The organism is Shewanella marinintestina (assembly GCF_023283845.1).
Taxonomy (GTDB): domain Bacteria; phylum Pseudomonadota; class Gammaproteobacteria; order Enterobacterales; family Shewanellaceae; genus Shewanella; species Shewanella marinintestina.
Genome location: NZ_JAKILC010000010.1, coordinates 72,892 through 98,399, shown reverse-complemented (window position 1 = coordinate 98,399; position 25,508 = coordinate 72,892). Strand labels below are relative to the sequence as shown.

Sequence of the window (25,508 nt, the reverse complement as noted above, 5' to 3'; positions counted from 1 at the left end):
TCTTTTTGTGGTTAATAAGTGTGCGTTTGATCTTATTTAATCAGAGTCAGGGTTTTTATAGATTTTTGGCTCACCGTGTTTTGCGGGGTTAAATTTTGCTAGGGTTTTACTTTGTTGGTGTATTGGATTGCTTTTGATTGTTTTTTTGGTGTTATGAACTAAGATTTTAGCTACTTTTATGTTTACTATATAGCTGGTTTTTTAATTTGATTAAATGAACCGTCGTTATTAATTTAAGGGTAAAAATAGAGATTGTTTATCAAATAAAATTAGGTGAGAGGCAGAGTAAGGCATTTCTGCTGGCTTTACTTAAAACTGGAGAGTGATGGTTATTTTTGAAATAGCAGTATTGGACCTAAGACAGGCCCAATACCGTTAAGAATGAAGAGCGCTCCCATCATCAATCTAGATATTACTTATTGATGACCATTTGCCCTTTAACCCACACCTTACAGATGTTTTGACGGTTATTGAGGGTAATGATTTTCTCTAGCTTATCCTTAGGGCTGTCCATCTCATCAATAATAAAGATATTGCTGTCCGCAACTGCTATATCAACCACCAAGGCGTCAAACTCAAACCCTGGCTGGAACAAACCCACTTTAGCATCAATCGCTTGTCCACCGCCAACGGTCGCCATCCAGTAAGACTCTAAAAATGAGATACGACTGCCACCTTCGCCACGAGTATCGGCTGGTAAGTAAGTTGACGTGCCATCTTCACGAACCCGTGAATGATTAACCGCATCAAGGCAAGTGTGAAAGATTGATGGGATTGGTGCACCAGCTAAGTCACTACCAAGTCCGCATTTTAGGTCGTTATCCAGAATTTCACGGGTTTGCATTGCAGCGTTGGCAAAATACATGTTTGATAACGGGCAATGCGCAATACTTGCACCGCTTTCTTTAATGATAGCGTGATCGGCTGGGGTTAAGAAAATCGAGTGCGCAAGAATCGTTTTGTTGGTCATTAAACCATAATCACGATAGATCTCGGCGTCGGTTTTGCCATACATTTTCTGACTATAGTCACGCGCCCAGTCGCTTTCAGAGCAATGGGTTTGTACGTGACATTGGTATTTTTGAGCAAGCTCACCTAGACCTTGTAGCATCTCACTGGTGCAACTTGGTACAAAGCGTGGGGTTAATACTGGCGAGACTAATTGTTGCTCATTACCTTCAAGCGCCAATACTTGTTGGATGAAATCTTCAGTTTCAACCAGAGCATCTGCAGTAGAAGCTTCAATATAAAATGGTGGACACTGGCTTGCCTCATCCATATTCACTTTACCGACAAAGCCACGTTGGCCTTGCTTTAAACATTCGCGAGCTAGCTCAACAGAGCTGTCTTTATGAATAGTGGCAAAATACACCGCGCTAGTAGTGCCGTTAGCAAGCAGTGACTTTACTAGGCTTGGATAGATCTGCTTAGTAAAATCCATATCGGAAAATTTGGCTTCTAATGGGAAAGTATAATCTTGTAGCCAATCGTAAAGCGGTAAGTCTAGGCCTTTACCCGCTTGAGGAAATTGCGGCGCATGCACGTGCAAATCAACCATGCCAGGCATTAAGTATTGAGTTGAAGAAAGTTCAATTAGCTGATTGCTGCTGGACAATATGCTGACTTGGGTTTGGAAATCGGCATTAGTTTCGGTCAACACAGAAGCGATATTGCCTTGGCTATTAACTTGAATTAATGCCTTTGGTGCATACTCAAAATCACCTTTGGTTGGGCAATGAAAGTATTGTCCTAGGACTGCAAATTTAATCTCAGACATCTTGGTGCATCCATCTTATTTATATGTAGGGTCTATGCCGCGGGAGTATTACATGAGCACATTGAAAATTAATAAAATTAACTGTTATTTGTGAACTGGCTAATAGACTAAATAAGTCATTGCTGAATTTAACAGCTCAATCATCAAATAGAGGTTTTGTTCTTTGTAAGACAGGCTGTCAATTTTTGGCTATGATCTGTAAAGTACGCCCCATAAAATGCATGGGTAATTGATGAGCTATGCAAAGCTAAGTAAAAGAGATTTGAAAATGAATAACGATCAAAACGTAATCGATAATCTAGACGACTTACGTCGCTTTTTAGTTTCAGTTGAAACTGGTGGTATAGGTCTTGAAGGGGTGGCTGGTGTTGGTATGGCGACGAACATAGCTGATGGACGTCATTTTGTTGCTGTTTTTGATAATGATCAGAAGCTTTTGCATGCACGCTGGGTAAGCGACGAAGTTTACGAAAATGGAAAAGAGATGGTTCGTGACGGCGTAATGGGCAAGCATTAAGCGAGAGTCTTTAATGTGTAAACACATTTCATCGTGAAACAATCAGTGAGCCAGCATAAATTATATGCTGGCTTTTTTGTGTTGCAGCAGGGAGTTACAGTTTTAAGTTTTGATTCAAAGCAGCGTAAATCTAGGTTTAGCTTAAAGTAGTTATTTTTAAAGTGGTTATTTTTTACTTAAAAACAGTATTTCTGTGTGGCTATTAATTGGCATTTAGCAAATTCTATCGCTTTGTATGATTTGTAGTGTCAACTGGCTAAAAATATAGGTTTATTCTTGATTTTTTGGCTTTTTTGGCCAAAAAAACTGATTTTCTCATCTACTTCTTATGTTTCAATATTTACTCTAGCTTTATTGAGTGGGGCTAGGGAGGATTTTACTTTTAACAAATACAGCCGCTTAGAGTGATTTTTGAATAGGTTTAATTTTTTGGGTTGTTAAAAAGCTTTTATGTTTGTTATCATTTTGTGCGTAGCATGATTTTGTGAGCTTTCAGGGATGAGTAAAGTATTTGTTGCCGTTTTATGTTGTTTGAGCTTGGCTTTATGCAGTTCAGCATTTGCGAAAGTAGTGTATCTGTATAATTCACCTTTAGACATAAAACGTTATTACACAACACAAATTATAATTGAGCGAGATAATCATTTTTCAGAGTTAATTTATTTCGATTCTGAACAGTTTGTTTTGTCGCATCAATCGGTTGTGCTCGCCCCACTCAATGTCCCCTGCCTTGATAATGACGTCACTAACAATGCCAACTTAGGCGTGGCATATCACTATCAAGTTACAGGACAGCAAGTAAACTATTGCAACGTGAGTTCAGTTGACTTTCCTGTTTTAGCAAAAGTAAACAAGGTTTTATCGTTTGAACCAGGTGTAATGGTTTTGAAAATTCACTCTGATTTTCCAGCGGATTTCATTTTGCTCGGTGATCAGCTTTTTAATCGCTTATTTCAATTTACTTCATTAACTCGATTTCGTGCTCAATTTCCTGAGCTTGCGTTGGAGATTCAACGTAACAAACAGCTAATTGTGAGTGAAGGAGATCATACCTTTCAATTATTGTTACTTTCTAAAAGGATATAGAATGAAACAGCAGTTTAGTTTGAGTAAAAGCGCTTTATGTATAGGCCTAGCTTTAGGTTCAACATCAGCTATGGCCGCAAATAGTTGGCTTTCACGTGTCAATACGCAATCTGTGGATTACGTCAAGAAGATAGTGCCAGCGGCGCAGTTACAAACAACTCAAGCAAGCGTTAACGACTCAACAAAAGCCGTATTTGATATCACTATTTCTCTGCATAATAACCCAGAAGGAGCTGAGCAGCAGAAGTATGAAGAAATCTTAGGCCATTTTGCTGATGGTATTTGTGAGCAATCAAACGGTGAGCATAAGTTAGGTAAGGTCAGTATATTTAGGCAGAACAAGCACCGTTCAAAGTCAGATATTATCTGGGGGGAGAGGGAGTGGCCTCGCGCTAACGCTTCCGGTTTTGGCGCTAATGGTATGCATATTTGGTTTGGCGATGTGTTCCCTAATGGGGCTGGCCTTGGAAATGATCATGACATGCTACAAGATCCAATTGGATCAGGTTATACGTTAGCTCATGAATGGGGGCACTATGCTTATGGTGTGTTTGATGAATATAAGGGCAACTCAGCTTCAGGCAGCAGCAGTAGCCCTGTAAGCACTGATGTCGCTACTGATTCGATTATGAGCAACCAATGGCAAGCTAAAAATGGCGATATGAAATGGCTTAACCATTCAACATTGAGCAATATTGGTGATGTTGCACGGACTGCGCAAGGGCGAGTATACGGCAAAAGCGCTTGGGAAGTGATGTTGCAAGACACCAGTAATGACCCTAAATCAGGCCGTAAAACTGCTCAGCCTAATCGAACTCGATTTACGACTTTAGCGGCTAATGCTCCAGATGCCGCATCGCCTGTTAAAGAGGAATTACCAAGCTTGCAGGCTACCTGTCGCGATCAGCTCAGCTATGTCTGGGTTGAAGGTGACATTGATATGCAGGTTGTTATCGATCGTTCAGGTAGTATGGCAGGTTCGGCAATTATCAATGCTAAGCAAGCAGCGAGAACGCTTGTTGATGCAGTGGCAGAGGGCTCGACTGGAATCGGCTTGGTATCGTTTTCTAATGCAGCCACACAAGATTTTGCTGTTCAAAAAATCCCAGATGGTGACACAAGTGTAAAGCCTGCCTTAAAAAATAGTATTGATGCTATTCGTGCTAGTGGTTGGACAGCCCTTTATGACGGCAGTCAGTTAGCGCTTGATAATCTTGAAACTTATCAAACTAACTCAGGTAGTGGCGCTCCAGGTGTTGTATTTGTATTGGCTGATGGCGATGACAATAGCTCAAGTAATACAGAAGCAAGCGTTATCGGTGCATATCAAAATGCAAACGTACCAATCTTTAGCTTTGGCTATGGCTCCGCCTCGCCAACGGGGCCACTCCTCACTTTAGCTAATTCGACTGGTGGTAAATATTTCTCGTCACCAACTACGTTAGCTGAAATTACCGATGCATTTTTGCAGGCAAACGCAATTGCTACCGATAATCAGAATATTATTTCGTCTTCTAAAGGGATTACTAGCGGTAGCACTGTAATAGAAAGCATTGCTATTGACTCAGGTTTAGACAATATCAGTATTTTTGTGAACCATGATGGCAATGCTAACGATTTAACTTTTAATCTAAAAGATCCCCAAGGTGAAGTGGTTACAGGGGTGACATTTGATTGTAATCAAGTGAGTTACACTCAGTCTTGTAATGTCAATGTGCCGAGCAGCGTTATCACAATGGCTGGACATGGAGAGTGGCAACTTGAGATGGTAAACAGCCCAACAGCTTACGATGTTGATGCAAGCGTTAACGTCATTGCAGAGCCTAGTTTAGAGGGAAGTTATACCGTTTCTGTTGAAGGATTTACGGGTAACTCTATAGCGTATCCAAGCCCAATGATTTTAACTACGGCTTTAACTAAAGATAAGCTGATTACTGGTGCTAATGTCGTTGCGACTATTACCTCGCCTTATAATGGACTGTCTGACTTGCCAATGTTAGATGATGGTTTAAATGGCGATGCGGTTGCTGGAGACGGTATTTATTCCGCGATTGCGCCTTATGCAGCCAACGGTATTTATCAAGTTGAAGTGAAGGTTGATAACTCAAATAACACAGCTCAATATACTAGTACAGGTTTACTCACACCTGCGATTGATGGTTCAGAACCAGTACAAGAAGCCTTACCGACGATTGATGAGAACTTTGTTCGTATTGCTAAGACCTCGCTGGTGGTGACTGATGTACCTTACTCTGATAATAATGACACTTTCCAAGGGGCTGTTGATTTAGCGGCTGACAATACAGGTATAGATGGTGCTATAGATAATGCTGCCGATATTGATATGTATCAGGTTGCCAATGTTGATAATACGCAGGATTTAGTCGTTCGGGTTTCTGACTTAAGTTTAGATATGTTGCCACAATTGACTATCTATAAAGCGGATGAAACGACCAAAATAGTTGAAAATATCACTGTAGCAACTGACCCCTCGGCTACTGACTATTTGTTCTATAAGATCGCTGCTGCAGATCTAGACTCTAGTATCTTTATTGAAGTAAAACATGAAGATACGGCAGCATCGTTTGGAGGGTACCGTATTAGTGCGGGTGAGCCATTGAATACTGACGTACCGCCAAATAATGCACCGGTAGTGAATACAGACGCTGCTTCAGTTTGGGTTGGGCAAACCGTTAATGTATCTCCGTTACTTAATGACACTGATGCAGATGGTGACGCCTTAGTTATCGAAAGTCTTGATACTTCAGGGCTGAGAGGATCTGTGGGCTTGAATGGCGATACGCTAACCTATGATCCGGGGACTGCATTTAATAATGAAGTTGAGGGTTCAAGTATTGTTGATAGCTTCACTTACTTAGTGACAGATAACAAAGGTGCTTTTGTTGCTGGGCAAATAGATATTACGGTTAAGATCAATACGACTCCAACGGCTAATGCCGATATGGTAACTGTTGCAGAAGATCAAACCGTAACATTCACACCACTGAGTAACGACAGTGATGCTGATGGTCATAGCATCACTTTAAGCGGATTCCAGCAATCATTAAAAGGTACATTGACCGACAATGGTGATGGCAGTTTCAGTTATGATCCAAATGGTCAGTTTGCAGAGTTAACTCGAGATGAAATGGAAACTGAATCATTTACCTATTCGATTGTTGATGAGTTAGGTGCTGTAAGTACTGCAGGTGTAACAATTACGGTTGTTGGAACCAATACAGCTCCAGAAGCTCAGGCTGACACTGCTGAGACAGGGAAATCAGCAGATGTGTCTATTGATGTGATTGGTAACGATACCGATATTGATGGTGATAAGTTGACTGTTACAGCGATTGATAGCGTCTCAATTAAAGGAAGCGTAGTCAATAATAGTGATGGCACTGTTACCTATAGCCCTAACGGTCAATTTAATGATTTGTATGACGGCCAAACTGCGACAGAAACATTTAGCTATGCTGTTTCAGATGGTGATGAGGAGGTTAGTGCGCAGGTTACTGTAACCATAAACGGTGAGGGTAGCGCGCCTCAACCACCTGTTAAGCCTGAGTCTGGTGGTTCATCAGGCGGTAGTATGTCATGGTTAGTTTTATTGTTGACGCCGCTTGTTTTCTTTAGACGCCGTAACAAGTAATCGATTGGGTAGTTAATTATACCTCTTAAAGCCAGGGCGAATAGCTCTGGCTTTTTACTTTACTGCTCACAATCCATTTTACTTTCTTAACGATCTTATGATTGCTGGATGAGGCGCTTACCCTGTGACTACGGGATTAATTATTTAAGCGCTGTCGCATTAACGGACGTGAGTTTGCCGTAGAATCTGCGCTTTATTATTCCCTACATAAATTAAGTCGACTAACGGCATAAAGGTCATTGCAATGCAAACCGCTGAATACTTTATTGAACACCTTGAGTTAGAACAACATGTCGAAGGCGGTTACTTCCGCTCATCTTATCGCTCAGAGCAAAACTTTGGCGACAGTCGTGCACTTTGGACCAGCATTTACTTCTTATTGCGCACAAATGAGGTGTCGAACTTTCACCGCTTAACTGCTGATGAAATGTGGTACTTCCACGCTGGAGAGTCATTGACGATTTATATGATTGATGAACAAGGCGTGCTTACCACTGCGCAGCTTGGCCTTGATTTAGCAGCTGGTGAGCGGCCACAATTTTTAGTGCCTAAAGGCTGTATATTTGGCTCTGCAATGAACAAGCCGGGCTTTTCTTTAGTGGGTTGTATGGTGTCACCCGGTTTTACCTTTGATGACTTTGAGTTATTTAGCCAAGAAACATTATTAAATGACTACCCACAACATGAAGAGATTATTAAGCGACTAAGTCGCTGTGGTGTGGGGAGCTAGTAAATAAATATTTAAAAGGCGCTAATAAACAGTTTTTAGCGCCTTTTTATTGTTTTACTGCAACAAAAGAACTGCAACAAAAGATAAGCTAAAACTGCAGCGGTTGCAGGATCAAGAAAATAGCGATTGCACTGGCAAGCAAAGCTGCTACGGGGATTAGGTTTCTCGCTAAACGTTGAGATAGCTTTCCTTGCTCTGCGACATAGTCAGTGTGTTGTTGTTGAGTTTGCGTTAATAGTTTTGCTGTTTTTTCTAAGTTATGAGTTAGCTCTGTGGTGCGGAGCTCATTGTTTGATAGTTGCTCCGACAATGTTTCGACTATTTGATTTAGTTCGACAAGTTCTTCTTTTTGCGTCTGTAGTTGTGCACTTGTTTGCAGGTGTTGTTGCTTTAGCTCAGCCTTTTGCTGGCTTAGCATTTCAATAGCACTGTCTTGAGAGGTATCTTTTAGGCTTTTAGCTTCGTTATCATCTTTCAGAGAGTGAGCCATTTTTGACAACTGGCTGATCTCTACATCTTGGGACAAATCCTTTTTACGTTTAGCTTCGCTTTTTTGTTGCAGTTCATTGATCAACTGTTGGCGAGTATCTGCACCTTGAATAATCTGTTGTGAAGTCTTATCTAGATGGGCAATTTTGGCGCTTTGCTCAGAGTCGATAATATCTTTCACTTCAACAAAATCATCGAGCTCTATCAGTTTACGCTCATGATTTTCGATTTGTTGAGACTGCGCTAGTTGATAGCTTACTTGCTGCTCAATTTTGGTGACAATTGCAAGTGCCGCTTCTTTTTGGTTGCTGTCTAATGTTTTATCGTCTTTGGTTAGCTTTACTATTTTTTCTACTAAGGCTTCATGGAAATCTTTTAAAAATCCATTTTTAATATTTTGTACTTTAAGCACGATAGTTAGAATATTTTGGGTGACTTCTAAACTTGCGCCAAGATTTTCAACCATAGCGGCAAGATCTTTATCGTTACGGCCTGAAATACTACCAAAAGCATTACTCCAAAATCCTTTTTTATTGATTTCAGTGGCAAGCTTTTGCACATCTTTAGTCGTTTTTAATGCTGCTGTTAGCTTAGTTAGGTTGCTTTCAAAGTCCTGAAAGAAGACTTGGTATTCTTGTCTTTCAATAAGCTCTTGTTTGGCTTTTACTAATGTCACGCTTTTGCTCCTAAGGAAATGCTATTTAATCTGTCTTCTATACTGAAATGCTCGATGGCTTGATGTTGCTCAAGTTGTTTAGTTTGTGCAGATAAGTCGAGTAATAGCTCTTGGGATGAGCGCATGTAATCTTCAAGGCCATTAATCATAATTAACTCTTTTTCTGCATTAATCACCAGCTGCTCACAGGCGCTTCTTTGTTGAGCAAGCGATTGTTGTTGCATCGGGTTGAAGTTAACAATTTTTTCGACAATTTGTGGCACAAAACCCGATAAGTAATGGCTAGACACACCAAATCCAATTGCGGCTATCGTTGCTGCAAAATAGGGGGCAAATGGTGCGATAGGCGGTATGAGTGCGGTCAGATTTGCCTCAATGATAGGATCGAGTGCATCCCAAATCACTAAGCAGCCACTGGTAATGATAGTTTCAGATATTTTTGCGACAAGCTCGGCCTTGCCCATTGTTTTTTGGCCTTTATACAACTGCCACGCCGCGTAACCTAAGTCGTAAATGTTGCGAGCTAATTGATAAATTTTGCGAATGGCACTTGAAAAGGCGTTAACAATAAATTCAAAAATCCCTTTTAGTATAGATCCAGGATTTTTCAGGATATTGGCAATAACAGACCAGATCTTATTAAATAGACGCTTTATACGATCTTTAAGTTTAGTTTTTCCGCCAGAAACAATATCAACTAACTCATCTTTTAAAGCTTTAATACAAGTGGAGACTAGAGTTTCTAATATATTCCAGCCGACATTTTCTGCTGCGGCTTTAGCTGCACCTGCAGTAAGGCTTGCTGTGCTACCAGAAGCATCTTTCATTTTCTTTGCTTCAATATTGGAGCGAGTACCTTGTTGGTTAAGTAGCTCTTCGCGGGCGTTAACACTTGGTTGTGCCTCTTTGATAAGGTGCGCTTCAATCGCTGCAGCAGTTTCTTTTGACTCACATGAGATAAACTTAACTACACAACCTTCTGTAAGCTGATCTGATAATTTATATTGCTCGCCATTGCTGAGTTTTTGGCGGTTTTCATTCAGGTGACCAGCATGCCAGCGGCTACGAATATTCGCACTGTCACCAACATAAACGGGCGTATTGGTTTTATCGAATACGACATAAACCCCTGGCTTCCCCGGCACTTGGTGTAATCCTTCGGCAATACCATCTTTTACTGTGAATTGACCATCGTATTGCATGCTAGAAAGTGATGAAATGCCATGAGATAAGCTTTTGCTAATCATCTCTTTCCAATCGACACCTCTATTAGCCACTTCCATGACATCTTTTGCTGATGTGGCAGCGAGTGTATCCTCGATTGTTATTTTTACACTTGGGTGCTTACTGCCAGCTTGGGAGTTGTTTTTGTTTCTTACTCCGCCCACAAGTTTTCGAGTAACGTTATCAATAGCTTTATCAACAATAGCGTTGGTGAGGGGGGAAAAGCTGTGAGTTACTTCGGCTGTATTAGCTGTGGTCACACATCCATCCTTTTGATGTTCATAAACGGTTTTTATTCAGGCGAGTTACTTATTAAATGCAAAGGGTTTATTTCACATTTATATTGGCAACGGTAAGTAAATTATCATATGCAGAAGTGAAGAAGTTTGGTTTGGGTCTCACAAAAGTATCGATTAGTATCAAATGGTTACTTTTAAAGCATAACGCCAGTCAAAGACTGGCGTTATGCATTTTGGATCGCCGGACACTAAGTTTTTTTGTTAAGCACCGCATCAATATCGGCAGCGCAGTGGCGCTCTTCAAGTTGCTCCCACTCTTCGCCCCATGAGCGATTAACGATTCGACCACGTTGTACGGCTTCACGTTGCTCAACTTGCTTTGCCCAGCGCAGTAGGTGTTTGTAGCTCGTGACATCTAAAAACTCTGCAGCGTTATATAAATTGCCCAGCACTAGGCTGCCATACCAAGGCCAGATAGCGATATCGGCAATACTATATTCATCACCACCAATATATTCATTGTTAGCGAGTTGCTTATCGAGCACATCAAGTTGGCGTTTAGCTTCCATGGTAAAGCGGTTAATAGGGTATTCGAACTTCTCTGGTGCATAAGCGTAGAAGTGACCGAAGCCACCGCCTAAGTACGGCGCTGAGCCTTGTAGCCAAAATAGCCAGTTCATGACTTCCGTTTTAGCGGCAATGTCTGTTGGTAAGAAATGGCCAAATTTTTCTGCTAAGTATAAAAGGATATTGCCAGACTCAAATACGCGGATTGGTGTATTGGCCGAAGTATCAAGCAGGGCAGGGATTTTGGAGTTTGGATTAATGTCGACAAAACCCGAGCCGAACTGATCGCCTTCGCCGATGTTGATGGTGTAGGCATCATACTCTGCGGCAGTTATACCTTTTGCGAGCAACTCTTCCAGCATAATCGTGACCTTTTGACCATTGGGCGTAGCGAGCGAATGCAGCTGTAATGGATGTTCACCACTTGGCAGGGTTTCCTCATGTCTAGCACCTGAATCTGGGCGATTGATACTTGCCCATTGGCCACCATTTTCATTATCCATGGTCCAAACTTTCGCTGGTGTGTATTGGTTTGTCATGTCTTATCCTATTGGTTTTAATCTGGCAATTACGTGTTGTATTGAATCGCGTACCTGCTTGGTTGTTCAAGCTTCACAGTATAGATATCGGGTCGGAAAGTGGTTTTAAAACCCCTAAGTACTTTTATGAATATAACCCTTTAATCTGATTGAGATGACTTTTGCATAAAAGAGTAAGCATAAAATAAGCAATTAATAGCTTTCTATAAAAAATGCCAGTCAGATAACTGACTGGCATTTTAACGTTAAGCTAAAAGAGCTTGCGTATTACCAAATACGTACGCGCTGATCTTCAGGAAGATACAGTTCATCACCTGGTTTAACGTCAAACGCTTTGTACCAAGCGTCGTGGTTACGTGGTGCTTGTGCACGGTAGCGACCTGGTGCGTGTGTGCCTGCACGTAGCTGGTTTAGCATGCTTTGCTCTGTGCGCTTTTCTTTCCATACTTGTGCCCAAGCAAGGAAGAAACGCTGGTCGCCAGTTACACCGTCAATCACAGGTGCTTCTTTACCGTTAAGGCTTAGCTTGTATGCGTGGTATGCCATTGAAAGGCCGCCTACGTCGCCAATGTTTTCACCTAGGCTGTTACGGCCGTTAACGAAGTTATCTGGGATTGGCTCATACTTGCTGTACTGGGCGGCAAGTTGATCGGCTTTGGCTTCAAATGCTGCGCGGTCAGCATCGGTCCACCAGTTACGTTGAATACCGTTGGCGTCAGACTTTGAGCCTTGATCATCAAAACCGTGACCCATTTCATGTCCAATTACCGCACCAATACCACCATAGTTAACGGCTGGATCGGCATTTGGATCGAAGAATGGTGGTTGCAAAATTGCCGCTGGGAATACAATCTCGTTAAACGAACTGTTGTAGTAAGCATTAACACGTTGCGGTGTCATACCCCAACGATTACGGTCAGTCTTTTCAAGCTCTTTAGAAACACTATCTGCTTGGAAGAATTGACGTAGGTTTTGAATATTACCGATAAGATCTTTGTTGGTTAGCTCAACACCGTCAAACTCTTGCCATACATCCGGGTAACCAATTTTCGGATTAAACGCAGCAAGTTTTGCGTGTGCATTTACTTTAGTTTCAGCGCCCATCCAGTCAAGACCATCAATACGCTCGCCCATTGCAGTACGTAGGTTTTCAACTAGTGCTGCCATCTGTTTTTTAGATGACTCAGGGAAGTAACGTGCTACGTAGACTTTACCAATGGCAAAACCAAGAGATTGAGTACCTGACATCTCAGAAATTGCGCGTTTCCAGCGAGGGCGCGGCTCTTGCTGACCACTTAGCGTTTTACCGTAAAAGCCAAAGTTAGCAGCGTAGATATCTTCAGACAACAAGCCTGCGTTGTTACTAACGGTGTGGAAAGTTAGGTAGTCCTGCCAAACCTTTAATGATTCATTGTTAACCAATTTAATCATAGCTTTCACAGGATCTGGCTGAGAGATGTTTAGCTGAGGAACTTGATAGCCAGTTTCGGCAAAGTATACGTCCCAATCAAAACCTGGATACTCTTTTGCTAAATCAGCACGCTTAACTTGGTTAAGGGTTAGGTCACGGTTACGACGCTTTTCACGCGGCCATTGGCCTTCAGCCATCTTAGTTTCTAACGCTAGAATTGCCTCGGCGCGAGCTTGGCCATCTTTAATACCGGCAAAAGCGAGCATTTCAGCAATATGACTAACATAGGCTTCACGGATTTTGACAAAGCGCTCAGCATCTTCAAGGTAGTAAGAACGATCTGGTAAACCTAGGCCGCTGGCACCAATCGACATTTCATACTGGTTAGGGTCTAAACGGTTAAACCACATGCCGCCAGCAATTGGTGAGCTTGCGCCAGTTAACCAAGATGCACCGAAGACTTTAGTTAAGTCATCAGTTGATTTAATCGCATTGATTTGATCAAGTGTGCCTTGAATTGGCGTGATACCCAGTTTATTGATGGTATCTGTGTCCATGTAAGCTTGATAAAAATCAGCGATGAGCTGCTCTTCAGCATTTAGGTCGCTGCGGCTAGCGATGTCGTCAATAATTTCTTTAACTTGCTTTTCACTGCGCTCAGCAAGGCCGGTAAATGCGCCAAAACGAGTCTTATCAGCAGGCATAACGTAGTTGTCATACCAAGTGCCGCTGGCATACATAAAGAAATCATCACCAGGTTTTACGGCTTCATTTCGTGCAGTTAAATCAACGCCAAAACTACCTAGTTCCGCTTTAGTTGTAGCCACTTTAGTGACTTCATTTTTGGCTTCGTTGTTTACATCTGATGCGCCACAACCCGCTAAAAATGTGGTTGCTAGAGCAATCGCTATTAATGACTTTTTCATTTTTATCCTTTCTTCCTTGTCAATCTTTTATCGTTTTTTTAACGGTTTTTATTATGATTTTCAACCCAGCATATCATGAGTTTTAACTCAGTTATCTTCTAGGATTGGCATAAAATGTCAACTAATGAATTGTTAACAGGTTTGTTTGTTGGTCATGAGGAATAAGATCTAAAAAAATAGCAGCCAATTGGCTGCTATTAATGGTGTAGATAGTGGCGATTAAGCAGTGGCGTGTTTATTCACTCGTTTGGTTTTCTTCGCAAATATGCGGCGGTAAAAAGTAACCGCACTAAAGAGTAAAATCATACAGCCAACGACAGACACCGAAGTGATAAAAATCACATAACTTAACGGCATATTTAGCGCATCGTGCAGTGGTCTTACAAATGCTGCAACTTGGCCCGATAGTGTTCTATCGCTATGTTTTAGTGCGTCTTTAATCATGCCTTGCTCGAAACTCATGGTCATACGGTCTGCTTCACGTAACCACACATCGTTATGGCTATCAAAACGAATGCTGTAATTTAGCTCTGTAGGCGTCTCGCCTTTCTTCACTCGCGGCTTGCTAATTGCCACTAAGTTTGATTCAGGCCATAGCTCTTGTGCTGTTTGTAACTGGCTTTGCCAGTTACTTGCTTGGCTTACTGGGTAGCTGATTTCAGCCATAGGTTGCTTAAGTGCGCCTGTCCATAAACTTTTGTAGGTAATTAAAAAACCGCTAATGCACAAGATAAACAGTGGCACAGAGATAAATAGACCTAGCTGAATATGGCTCTTAACTAAACTGCTTGAGCGTGTGTTAGTAGGAATACTTTGCTTTAATCTAAAGCCTTTACGCACACGCCACCAGAGGTAAATACCTATAAGAGTGACAGCGCCGCCAAGTAGCGACGCCCAAGCATTAATGTATTTACCACCAAAGTCTTCTAGCAAGAAGTTACGATGTAACCAAAACACCGTGCGGTAGCCAGGAATGTCACCAAATGCGCTTACTGAAAGCTCATTGAGTTCACTGTCTAATGCAATGGTTTTGCCGCGTGTTGCAGCTTGAATGTAGGGAGTATGCTCTGTTGGAAAGCGGACCGTGCTCATTTCAGGGTAACGCTCGAATAGCGTTTCCACGGTATGGGCTTTTTGCTCGATAGATAGCGGCGCATATTGCTGGCCTTTATCGTCAAGTCTTTTAAACATATCGACACTACCGAGGTATACGCCAGTTGTGAGTACGATAAGCATAGTAATACTGATGAAAAATCCCACCCAATTGTGAAACCATTTTAAAGCGGCTACTGCGTTCATATTTACATTCTCAATGTCAGTCTAGGCAAAGTTTGACCAAGACAAAAAAGGATCTTTAAGCTTGCTGTTATAAACATATTGATTTTTATACTTTTTTTAGAAAAAGAAATATGTCACACAAAACTTACGAGAATGGTAATCAATCTCACTTTCAACTGCAATTAAAGAAGTGTAAAGACGCGTGATAGGGTTAACAATTCTATTGGTCGCTTTGGTTCGATAATAATTAATCACCTAAATATTTCTCAGAGCTGAAAGGTATTTATAATTATTTATAAGTGTTTCCTGGTACATCTTTATTTTATAAATAAAAGTTTGGCTACTTAATATTAATAGTGGTGATATCGGGATTTAAGATATGTGACTTTCACATATTATAATTATCTATTTGTTTGTTACGTGTAATGTTTTGGATATAAATAATGAATGTGTAATAAATTAATTTTTAGGTGGTTGGGTAGATTGATTAAGGAGGGGGTAATTAAGGTTTAGGTAATTAAGTTTTTAAATCATACTTATAAGTTAATTATACTTAATTAAATTATTGTCTTATTTTTTATCTAATTGTAATTGATAGGTTATTTATTTTTGTCAAAAAAACTGCGTAATTTATTTTTCGCTGTAATTATTGCTTAAGCTCATGTTTTTGATGTTTTTATTTCTTGATTACCTATACATAATCATAAGTCTTGGATATTATCCGCCAGTTTTTTGACTTAAATGGATGTGTGATGAAAAAATTTATGTTGTTTTTATTAATCGCTCCTTTAACCGTTAATGCGGCTGCACCATTTGGCCTAGAATGGGGAGGGGAATTTTCACATTATGGTGAATTTGTACAAAAAGGAATTTATGCCGAAGTAAAGACAGCTGAATTACCAAATCATGATTTAACTGCAGAGTGTTACCAATTAGTTGGTACGCCTGAAGATGGGTTAATGAAAGTGTCAATGAAGACCTTTGATTACTCTCTTTTTGGTGCGCAGTTAGATTTAGATTTTGCAGAGTTTGAAGATGCACTACTAAATAAAGGCTATCAAGCTAAAAAGTTTACTCCAAGAAATACTTCAAGTTATCAATGTATTTTCCAAGGGAATTGCATCGGGAGACGCTTAGAGGTTGGGTATGATGATGGCACTTCTGCGATCTTAGAGGTCAAAATTAAAGATCGCAATACTGCCTATATTAACGTGGAGTATTTCTCCCGAGAATTTATTGCTGAACCTGTGTTAGTTAGCAACATCTAAAAACAAAAGCGAGAGCTTTAAATAGGGTTGAAAAGTGTAATTACGCTCGCCCCTTCCTATTAAGTAACTAAAATTGGCGCTTTAATGCCAATTTTAGTTACAGCGTAGAATTAGTTATCTTTTGAGTCGCGAATATCCATAATTGGCATCGCGCCGTCACCCATCATGGTGCTTGGTAGTCTGCCGTCCCATGCTTGTGCTTCAGTAAGCTTTACAATTAGTGGGTTATTTTTAAGTGCCTTGGCTTTTGCTTCAATCGCCTGAGCTTCGGCTTTACCTTTTAGCAAGATAGACTGCGCTTCAGCTTCTGCCACTTTTAAAATGCCTTTGGCGCGGGCATCGGCCGTGTTTACTGCGCGCAGTGCTTCTAAGCGTTGACGCTCAAGCTTGTGTTCCTCTGCTGCAGCAAGGTTTTTCTCGGTCTGCTTAATTTCAATTGAGTTGATATATTTCTGCGGCAGAATAATATTTTCAATTTGAATGTTATCTACGATAACGGGGAAACCCTCCATTTCTTCGGCCAAACGACGTTCGATGCCCTGAATGGCACTTGCACGGTCTTGTATTAGCTGCTCTGCTTCAAACTGCGGAATAGTATCTTTAGTCGCAGAGCGAAAACGTGGATCCAGAATACGCTGTTCAAATTGAGTTAATCCACCATAACGTTTAAACAAATCAAGTGCAGCTTCTTTATTTACGGTCCAGTTTACCGATACCTCGATAGTCACAGGCATCTGCTCTTTAGTGCTTGATGCCATTTTCTCGGCATTCTTACGGGTACGCACTTCAATCATTTCAACTGTTTCAATAAAAGGAATTTTGAAATGTAAGCCTGGATTTTGCTGATCTTTTGCCTCGCCAAAGCGTTTTACAACACCTACATGGCCTTCAACAACAATGAAGTATGAATTAAAGATAGCGATGATTAACAATAAGATTGGTAAAACTTTCAATAATGAAAAAGATTTTGTAATTTGAGTCAATTTTGAGTTTTTTTGCAGCATTTTGATGTCCTTTCGAAATTTGCGCTGCAAAGATAGCAATAATTGTATCTAGTTGAAATGTTTGTTTGCAGGTGGTTGTGTAAATGTTGCTTTGTTTGGGGTGGTTACTGGACCAGTCATCTACTTTTAGCGCTGTACAGATCGCTTTAGCTATTGATTACTGATTAGCTTAGTAGTTAAGTCTATGCTGTTTTTAATAATACAACTTTAGGTTCGCTTGGCTTAATACTTAGGGCGGATTCTCGTTAAGCTTTCTCTAATCATAATCTTCGCTGGGTTCTGATAACTAGCCGTTAATATTGGTAATTATTCCTAATTACGTCTACAGAATACTTTATGGAGCATGAGTAAAATCACTGATGTTCTTCTCGGAGGTTAACAGAATTGGCTGTTGGCTGATTACAGTCTATTTAGGGAATAGGATATGAAATATACTCAGTTAGCGGTGCTTGTCTCTGCCGCAATGTTTCTTTCGAGCGCTAATGCAGCGGGAAGCCAAGATAATTTGGCAGAGATTACTCAGTCGGGAGATGATAACCAAGCTGCAGTGGCTCAAACTGCAAACAGTACGGTTAATTTAGCTAACCTTATTCAAACTGGGTCGGCAAACCAAGCCACTGTTTTACAAACAGACAGCTCATTGAGTGCGGCTCAAACTGTGCAAACAGGCGATGCTAACCAATTATCAGTTACTCAACAGGGTGAAGACCAAAATGCTCAAATCACGCAAACGAGTGACTTGAGCCAGCTGTTGCTTAATCAGCAAGGTGAAGCTAACAGTGCGCTAGTTGTTCAGTTAGGGCTAACACAAAGTGCAAGTATTACTCAGGAAGATGCATCTAACCAAGCTGATGTTAATCAAAGTGGTCTGGGTAATCAGTTGTTACTGACCCAAAGTGGCAGTTCATTGGACAAGGGTAATGAAGCGAATATTAGTCAATCTGGTGAAAATGATTTGGCAGTCATTACCCAAGCAGGTGAGTTGAATGTCGCGATAATTGATCAAGATAGTGGCAGCTTTGGTAATTCAATTAGCATCAATCAATCAGGTGAACGTAACTTTGCAGCAGCTGGTACGCGTTTAGGTGATGGTAGTTCGGTCGAAATTACTCAGCAAGGCAACGATAACGTTATTATGGGTGGTGGCAATACACCGAGTAATTATGGTGGTTTGGTTGGTGCTGGTACTAAAGGGTCTAATAACCAACTGAAAATTGAGCAAAATGGACAGGGCAACAGGCTTTATGCCGACGCGGCGCAAGATCAATCAAAGGTCGATATTTCGCAACAGGGTGACTTTAACTTAGCATCGGTAGAGTCTTGGTTAGGTGCTGAAAATGATATTAGCTTAGTACAGACAGGTGAGTTTCAATTGGCTGATGTATATGTTGAAGGCGGGGTGAACAACCAGGTTTCAGTTTTGCAGTATGACGCTAACAACGTTGCTTCAGTGCATGTATTAGGCAGTAATAATAGCGCTACCATTATTCAAGCGAACTAATCCTTTACAAGGTTTACTGATGAGAGGGGCACTATAAAGGGAGCTTAAGCTCCCTTTTATATTAATTGTAGCTACGTTTCACGCGGTTACTCGATCGTATTTAAGCGATGAAAAAGCGCATCTTTCAGCACTGCTCGGTCATGTTTGAGTTGGTGCATCGCTTCATCATCAATTGGTGCACCTTTTAGTTCAAGCACTCGAATCTCTTTATCCAGCGCATTGTAGTGCTTAGTATCTTTTGCAAAAGCCTCATCATTTTGACAAAGCTTAACAATCGTTGTTTGGTACTCAGGAAACTCATGAATAAGAGAGTGGTCTTCGCCTAACATATCAACCCCTAAATAGTGAATGAACAGTATTGTTGCTTAGGTAAGTAAAGCTAATCGTTGGATTAAATACAAGGTAGTCGTAGAGGTTTCATTATTGCTCTAAAAAAGGGGGGGATTATTAGAGAAAGTCCAAGCAGAAGTGTTAACAGGGCATAGCTTTAGTTTTCGGGGAGATAAAAACGCCTGCTAATAGCAGGCGTGGTGATGTTTTTATATATTATGAATTACTTATAAAACTATAAGGCACGAATATGTTTAATCTCTTCAGCATCAATGCTTAAAGATTCTAAGAATTTTTGGTGCTCTTCCGGCTCTAGTTTTTCAAATGTTTGATGCCAGCGCACCATAGCTGCTTCATCAAAACCAGCTTCAATCATTATCTCAACCCAGCGCTGTTTGTTTACCATTTCGTTCTCCAATAAATCAGGGGCTTTCAATAAGATGACTATTGCCCGCTGTTGCTGTCTAAGTTTGGCGACCTCTTGCTCAAGCTGATTAAAATGCTCTTTTAACAGCAGAGGTTGCTCAAGTGCGTTTTCTTCGTTAAGTAAGGTTGTAATGCTGGCTACTGACAACCCATATGCACGATACGACACTATCGCAGCTAATTTCTTTTCTTCAGCTTCACCATAATATCGATAACCATTATCTGCTCGTAATGCTGGTGTGAGCAGCCCCTCTTTTTCATAATAGAGCAGTGTGGTTCGAGAGATGTTGGCGCGTTTTGCAAGTTGGGTAACGGTATACATATTTCATCCTAGCTTTGACGACAGCGTGGAGTATCAAGCCTATACCTGTAGACAGGTCAACAGAATAATGATTACGGTTAAACTTTGCCTGTGCCAAGATTTTTGCTTCGGGTATTTGATAAACAACCAACCATAACGACAAGTAATCCAATTGCAAAGCTGTTTGAAAGCAAAATAATTTGGCTTACTTTCGTTGTTGAGCCTATGACTAACGTTGAGATTATCGGTAGCTGTTTGAGGACAAATTGTAGCAAGATAAAGCTTAAAAGCAGCGCGTAAACAAAGTGACGACCATGCCCAAGTTTAGCCAAGAGAGCAATTGATATAGTAAATAAGATGACATATTTAGGGAGGCTAAACCAAAACATGCTAATAAGATCATCAAGTTCATAGGGTAATTGAGTTAGCAGCTCTTTATATTGCTTCATTAAGGCCAGACTACAGTCCATATAACTATCAGGAACATAGAACTGAGTAATGCTAAAGGCGATGACCATGGCACTGATCATGACAATATTTTGTTGGTAATTGATTTTAGCGGTTAAGTTTTTCCATAAACCTTTAATACCTATAAGGGCTAAAACAGCGATACTGAGTTCAGCAAGGCTGTTGATAACCCATATTGGCCAATAGCGATAACTGGTACTGACAGGTTCTGCTAGTGGCGTACTTAGCGTGAGTACGGCTGATAATATAGATAGCAGTAAAAACAGCAACAAAACTGAAAGCATAAAAGGCAGTGATATATTTGTCGTTTCTGCTATCACGCAATAGCTAGTAAAAATGGCGTAGCTAACGAGCAAGAACAAGCAAAACCTTAGGTTTTGATCTTGTAGGTAAGCATTGTTGGCGTAGTCAGCAGGGATACTGACACCAAAAAAATAAAGTTGCTCTGGAGCAAGTAAGATTGTTGCAGCCTTGAGTGCCACAAGGGTAAAGCCTATTAATCCTGCGATTGACAGGTAATAGTTCTTTGATAGTCGGGAAGCCACTGATTATTAATCCATTAATATCTATATTTGGTCTGGATCTTAATCTAAAGATAGCTAGGCGTAAAATATCCTGCTTACTCCGAAGTACTTTTGCCGATAAAAGGCTGTACCATTTTTGCATTTTAAAAGTGGTTTACAGCCTTGGTGTTATGAGTGTTATTTGTTAATCCATTAAGCTATGTTCTAAATTATAAACGCCTTTATTGACTCGTTTAGCTGCCCGCCATTGCAGGGCTAAATAAAATATCGCTGGGCAATAAATTAAGATGGTGGCAAGAGAGAATAGGGTACCAAAACTTAAACTTATCACCATAGGTATTAGGTATTGTGCCTGCACAGAGGTTTCAAATAGCATTGGCGCTAACCCTACTGTGGTTGTGAGTGCTGTGATTGTTACCGGTCTAAAGCGTGCAAGGCTGGCTTGCAAAACAGCATCAACAATAGTTAAACCAAGTTGCCGGCGTTTTTTCACTTCAAGTAGTAATACAAATGAGCCGTTTAGCACTAAACCCGACAGCGCGATCATGCCAAATAGACTCATTACGCTAAAGCTATATCCAAGCATTATATGGCCGAGCATTGCAGCGGCTAAACATAGCGGAATGACACTAAGAACAAGTACAGCATCTAAGCAATTTTTAAAATATATAGCTAAAAAAGCGAACACTAGAAATAGTGCCAATATAATGCCGCTTGTTAGATTGGTACTTACTTTACGCTCTGTTCTCGCACTACCTCCTAGCTCTAGCGCTACACTTGGGTATTGCTCTGCAATCTCGGGTAGAACTTGTTGATCAATTTGCTTTATGAGTAATGACACATTAGCTTGGCTGCGAATAACACTAGCGCTGACTTCGACTTGTTCAACCCCGTCTACACGCTCAATTTTAGCCCGTGAAAACTCCGGCTTTATAGTTGCAACTTGCCCTAATAGGACCTGCTGCCCTGATGGTGAGAGTATCAATAAGTCAGCTAAATTATTGGCTTTATATTGCTCACGTTTATCACGCATTACTCGTACTTTTAACTCTTCACCTGCTTGTATTTGGCGGCTTACCTCTTTGCCGTACATGCTATTGCGCACTATTGAGCCCAAATTATCGCTGCTAAACCCCATTAGTAACCCTCTTTGGTTAACCGTAAGAGTGTATTCACGTTGCGCATCGATTAAGCCACTATCTAGATCCGTTATCCCCTGTAAAGATTGTAGTTTGGCCATTAGTGCATAACTTGCTTGTTGTAGTGCCTTACTATCGATACTCGCAAGCTCAATCGATATCTCTTTGCCGCCGCCGGGGCCGACTTCAAAATCAAAGAAAAGTGATTTAATACCCGCGACTTCACCTATCTCCTGTCGCCAGCTATCGACTAACTGCCTCGCGTTATATTGACGCAGTTCTTCTGCTGGTATTTGAAAGGTACTTGACGCTGCGCTGCCCTCAATTGACAACATAATGTGTTTGTAATTACCGGGCTCTTTTAAGCGAATAAAGGCGCGTATACCAGCAGCTTCAATGGCCTGCATAACTCGCTTTTTATCGGTAAGTGAGCTGCCTGCAATAAACTCCACTTCAACATCGATCCGTTCTGACTCAACTTTAGGCACAAAACTGCTATCGACTCGCCCTGACCCTACCCATGTAAAGACTATCAGGCTTGCAGCAATAAAAACGGCGATAACGCTTAAAGGATTTCTCAGTACCTGATTAAGTAAACGCCTAAAATGGCCGTCACGCAGCTTTTCAAAAGCAGTAAAACTGCGTTGCTGTATCTGTGCTAGCCGAGTTAACCTTTTTGGCTTATTCAGTTGTTTTAAATGATACGGAAGAATAAACAAGGCTTCGATTAGTGAGACGAAAAAGATTGCAAAGATCAGTAAGGTCATGGGCTTGTACATATTACCCAATTCGCCTGTCACAAAAAGCAGCGGCATAAAAGCAATGATATTAGTGGCGACAGAAAAGCATACAGGCAGCGCCATTTCATGTACTCCCTGTTTTAGAGCTTGGTCTATTTCTAGTCCATCATGCACTTTTTGATAGATGTTCTCGGCCACAATTACAGCATCATCCACCAAGATCCCTAAGGTGATAATAAAAGCAAATAAGGTCACGATATTTAGGGCAATATTCAATGTTGGCATAATGGCTAGCGAGCCTAATATGGCGATGGGGATCCCCATACAAACCCAAAATGCTAATCGAGTATCAAGAAATAGTGAAAGCGCAATAATGACGAGTACCAAACCAATTACGCCATTGTCGACTAACAGTTTGCTGCGTGTTTGGTAGGCTTGTGCTTGATCTTCTAGTACAGTGATTTGGCTCGCTACAGGTAATAGTGTTTGGTATTGTTTGATATAGCTTTGTATGTCAGCGCTTAGAGCGATAGGTTTAACGTGTTTGTTTTGATAAACCACCAACATTACAGCTGGTTTTCCGTTAACTAGAAAGGGTTGCTCAGACTGGGAAAAGCCCCTGCTGACTTTAGCTATTTGTCCTAATGTAAGCTCTGCACCTTTATTATTACTGTAGATGCTAATAGCCCTAAATTCAGCTAATTGTTCTTTACGGCCCAAGGTGCGAATAACAATGTCACCGGCATTGGTACTGATGCTGCCAGCAGAGGTATCGCTAACTGAGCTTGCCACTTTATCAGTTACTTGGCTCAAACTGAGTTGGTGTTGCTTGAGTTTATCTTGGCTTATCTCAATGACTATTTCGCTGTCTCTAACACCTTCAAGTTTTATTTGGGCAATATCAAAGTTTGCGAGTAATTTACGTTTCAATTTAAGCGCTTCATTTTTTAATGCTGTTTCAGTGAGATCGCCATAAATACCTAGTTCAATTAATGGTTCTAACTCTTCAACAAGGCTAATTTGCATTGGCTCCATACTGTCAGGAAAGCTATTTATACTGTCTAAGTCATTCTTGACATCCGCAAGCATGCTGTTGACATCTACGGCATCATTTAAGCTTATTATTATTAAAGCCTCACCTTGAGTCGCACTAGCATGTAGTCGATCAATGCGGGTATTTTCTTTTAGCCTATGCTCGATAGGTAATATGATGCTTTGTTCAATTTCTTTGACAGTAGCGCCTGGAAAACTAGCGCTGATTTCAATTTCATCAACTCTAAAAGAGGGGGAGGTTTCTTGGGTTATGTCGTTAAAGCGGTAAACACCCAAAACAATGATCGAAAGGGTAAGTAAATTAACGGCAACAGGGTTATCTATCATCCAAGATAACAATCGTTGAAATAGCGATAATGCCTGAGTTTTTGTTGTCGTTTGATTTGATGCCTTAGGTATTCTCTTGGACATTAGAAACTCTCGACAATGTTAGCGGTTAAACCTGTTTGCGGTCGGTGAAGCTTACTGGTAACTAAATACTCTTTATTGGCAAAGACGTTTTTGATTACCGCATGGTTTTCATCTTGATGCAGCACATTGATTGCTTTGGCTTGCAGGGTACTGTTAAGGCCAACCAGCCATACCTGACCGTTATCGATAGCTGCGAGGGGGATACGCACAGTATTGTTGATAGGTGCAAAAGTAATCTTGGCTTTGACAAAATCACCAATAATCAACGCATCAGTTTGCAGCGGTAAAGCTTGATATTCAGCATAGATTTTTTGCAGCTGAGAAGAAGGGTCTAAAATAGGCACTATATGACTAATAGTTGCATTAAAGCGCTGTTCAGTATCAGGCTGTATTAAGCGAATACTTTGACCTAAGCGTAACTGAGAAGCCTGTGCCCGAGGTAAATAAAGAGGTACCCTCAAATGGCTTATATCAACAAGTGTCGCGACTTTGTCCCCTTTAGACAGATAGTCACCTTGGGTCGCGTTTTTAGATTCAACGATATAGCGTTTATCACTTAACCATTGGCTGCGGCTAAGATCTCTCTCAGCGATTTTTAAAGCATTCTGGGCAATATTGATCTCAGCTTTAGCTTGGCTCAATTGCGGTTGACGCAGTAGTAAATCTAGATCAATTTTCCAGTCATTATCTTTAAAGTCTTGTTGCATCATTTGGTAATCTTTTTCAGCTATCCGCTGTTCACCTTGCTCCAGTGCTAGTTGCGCTCTGGCGATTTCCCATTGTGCTTGTCGCTGCGACAAAATTGCGCTGAGATCGGCGTTGTCTTGTCGAAAAACCAATTCATCTAATCCAATTATGCCGCCCTCTACCACATTGCTATTGAGATAAATTAGTTGGCCATCGACTTGTGCACTTAAGGTTAATTTATTATCGGCAATGACACTGCCATAGGCGGTATAACTAGGCGTAAAAACACTTGGTGTAATCGCCATAACATTGACGTTAACGGCGGTTTCACCTTTAACTTTTTCTGCAGAGATTGGAGCTGTGGCAGCAATTGCAAAGCAACTAACAATAGCAATTAATAGAATAGACAAGGGCAACCATGGTTTAAATATTAAGGGTTCGATTCTTTGCTCTAAGAGCGAATTATAATGCCGAGTCATAGTGAAATTACCTAGTTTAAATAATGACGTTTTTTAAGATTTGAATGTGCTCTAGCTAATCAAGGT

At 40.9% G+C, this 25,508-nt stretch carries 18 protein-coding genes; 6 read left to right on the top strand and 12 right to left on the bottom strand.

Translation table 11 applies throughout. The features are described 5' to 3' along the window. Positions 1-412 precede the first annotated feature (412 nt). A complete protein-coding gene (gene guaD / locus L2747_RS12590; protein WP_248999373.1) occupies positions 413-1,777 on the bottom strand; it encodes a guanine deaminase in 1,365 nt (454 codons plus the stop codon). 268 nt (positions 1,778-2,045) lie between these two features. On the opposite strand from guaD, the gene L2747_RS12585 reads away from it, so the two are divergent. From L2747_RS12585 to L2747_RS12570, 4 genes are all read left to right on the top strand, one after another. Continuing rightward, on the top strand, positions 2,046-2,294 hold the full coding sequence (locus tag L2747_RS12585) for a hypothetical protein (protein ID WP_248999372.1): 249 nt from the start codon (positions 2,046-2,048) through the stop codon (positions 2,292-2,294). Between the two features lie 498 nt (positions 2,295-2,792). Then, the gene (locus L2747_RS12580; RefSeq protein WP_248999371.1) at positions 2,793-3,380 is read left to right on the top strand and encodes a hypothetical protein; all 588 of its coding nucleotides are present in this window, start codon (positions 2,793-2,795) and stop codon (positions 3,378-3,380) included. 1 nt (position 3,381) lies between these two features. Next, a complete protein-coding gene (locus L2747_RS12575) occupies positions 3,382-7,032 on the top strand; it encodes an Ig-like domain-containing protein (protein ID WP_248999370.1) in 3,651 nt (1,216 codons plus the stop codon). A gap of 244 nt (positions 7,033-7,276) precedes the next feature. Next, positions 7,277-7,762, top strand: coding sequence for a cupin domain-containing protein (locus L2747_RS12570; RefSeq protein WP_248999369.1), 486 nt, complete (start codon positions 7,277-7,279; stop codon positions 7,760-7,762). An 88-nt stretch (positions 7,763-7,850) separates the two neighbouring features. On the opposite strand, the gene L2747_RS12565 is transcribed toward L2747_RS12570, so the two are convergent. From L2747_RS12565 to L2747_RS12545, 5 genes are all read right to left on the bottom strand, one after another. Beyond that, a complete protein-coding gene (locus tag L2747_RS12565) occupies positions 7,851-8,927 on the bottom strand; it encodes a hypothetical protein (protein ID WP_248999368.1) in 1,077 nt (358 codons plus the stop codon). Further along, the gene (locus L2747_RS12560) at positions 8,924-10,411 is read right to left on the bottom strand and encodes a GIY-YIG nuclease family protein (RefSeq protein WP_248999367.1); all 1,488 of its coding nucleotides are present in this window, start codon (positions 10,409-10,411) and stop codon (positions 8,924-8,926) included. The genes L2747_RS12565 and L2747_RS12560 overlap by 4 nt, the downstream gene beginning before the upstream one ends. 227 nt (positions 10,412-10,638) lie before the next feature. Then, on the bottom strand, positions 10,639-11,496 hold the full coding sequence (gene yghU, locus L2747_RS12555) for a glutathione-dependent disulfide-bond oxidoreductase (protein ID WP_248999366.1): 858 nt from the start codon (positions 11,494-11,496) through the stop codon (positions 10,639-10,641). Positions 11,497-11,763: 267 nt separating this feature from the next. After that, positions 11,764-13,833, bottom strand: coding sequence for a M13 family metallopeptidase (locus L2747_RS12550; RefSeq protein WP_248999365.1), 2,070 nt, complete (start codon positions 13,831-13,833; stop codon positions 11,764-11,766). A 219-nt stretch (positions 13,834-14,052) separates the two neighbouring features. Beyond that, entirely contained in the window at positions 14,053-15,132 is a 1,080-nt protein-coding gene (locus L2747_RS12545) for a PepSY-associated TM helix domain-containing protein (protein WP_248999364.1), read from the bottom strand. A gap of 731 nt (positions 15,133-15,863) precedes the next feature. Here L2747_RS12545 and L2747_RS12540 point away from each other — a divergent pair. Beyond that, positions 15,864-16,379 (top strand): hypothetical protein, encoded by a 516-nt coding sequence (locus L2747_RS12540; protein WP_248999363.1) that lies wholly within the window; start codon positions 15,864-15,866, stop codon positions 16,377-16,379. A gap of 110 nt (positions 16,380-16,489) precedes the next feature. On the opposite strand, the gene L2747_RS12535 is transcribed toward L2747_RS12540, so the two are convergent. Further along, positions 16,490-17,383, bottom strand: a complete 894-nt coding sequence (locus L2747_RS12535; protein ID WP_248999362.1) for a prohibitin family protein — start codon at positions 17,381-17,383, stop codon at positions 16,490-16,492. A 424-nt stretch (positions 17,384-17,807) separates the two neighbouring features. Between L2747_RS12535 and L2747_RS12530 the strand changes: the two genes are divergently transcribed. Next, positions 17,808-18,884 carry a hypothetical protein gene (locus tag L2747_RS12530; RefSeq protein ID WP_248999361.1) on the top strand — a complete coding sequence of 359 codons (1,077 nt, stop codon included), beginning with the start codon at positions 17,808-17,810 and terminating at the stop codon, positions 18,882-18,884. Between the two features lie 86 nt (positions 18,885-18,970). On the opposite strand, the gene L2747_RS12525 is transcribed toward L2747_RS12530, so the two are convergent. From L2747_RS12525 to L2747_RS12505, 5 genes are all read right to left on the bottom strand, one after another. Beyond that, a complete protein-coding gene (locus tag L2747_RS12525; RefSeq protein ID WP_248999360.1) occupies positions 18,971-19,213 on the bottom strand; it encodes an HP1242/YdcH family protein in 243 nt (80 codons plus the stop codon). 236 nt (positions 19,214-19,449) lie between these two features. Next, positions 19,450-19,962, bottom strand: coding sequence for a MerR family transcriptional regulator (locus L2747_RS12520; RefSeq protein WP_248999359.1), 513 nt, complete (start codon positions 19,960-19,962; stop codon positions 19,450-19,452). 77 nt (positions 19,963-20,039) lie between these two features. Further along, on the bottom strand, positions 20,040-20,954 hold the full coding sequence (locus L2747_RS12515; protein WP_248999358.1) for a hypothetical protein: 915 nt from the start codon (positions 20,952-20,954) through the stop codon (positions 20,040-20,042). Positions 20,955-21,117: 163 nt separating this feature from the next. Next, on the bottom strand, positions 21,118-24,276 hold the full coding sequence (locus tag L2747_RS12510; RefSeq protein ID WP_248999357.1) for an efflux RND transporter permease subunit: 3,159 nt from the start codon (positions 24,274-24,276) through the stop codon (positions 21,118-21,120). After that, on the bottom strand, positions 24,276-25,373 hold the full coding sequence (locus L2747_RS12505; protein WP_248999356.1) for an efflux RND transporter periplasmic adaptor subunit: 1,098 nt from the start codon (positions 25,371-25,373) through the stop codon (positions 24,276-24,278). Before L2747_RS12505 ends, L2747_RS12510 begins: the two co-directional genes overlap by 1 nt. Positions 25,374-25,508: the final 135 nt, after the last annotated feature.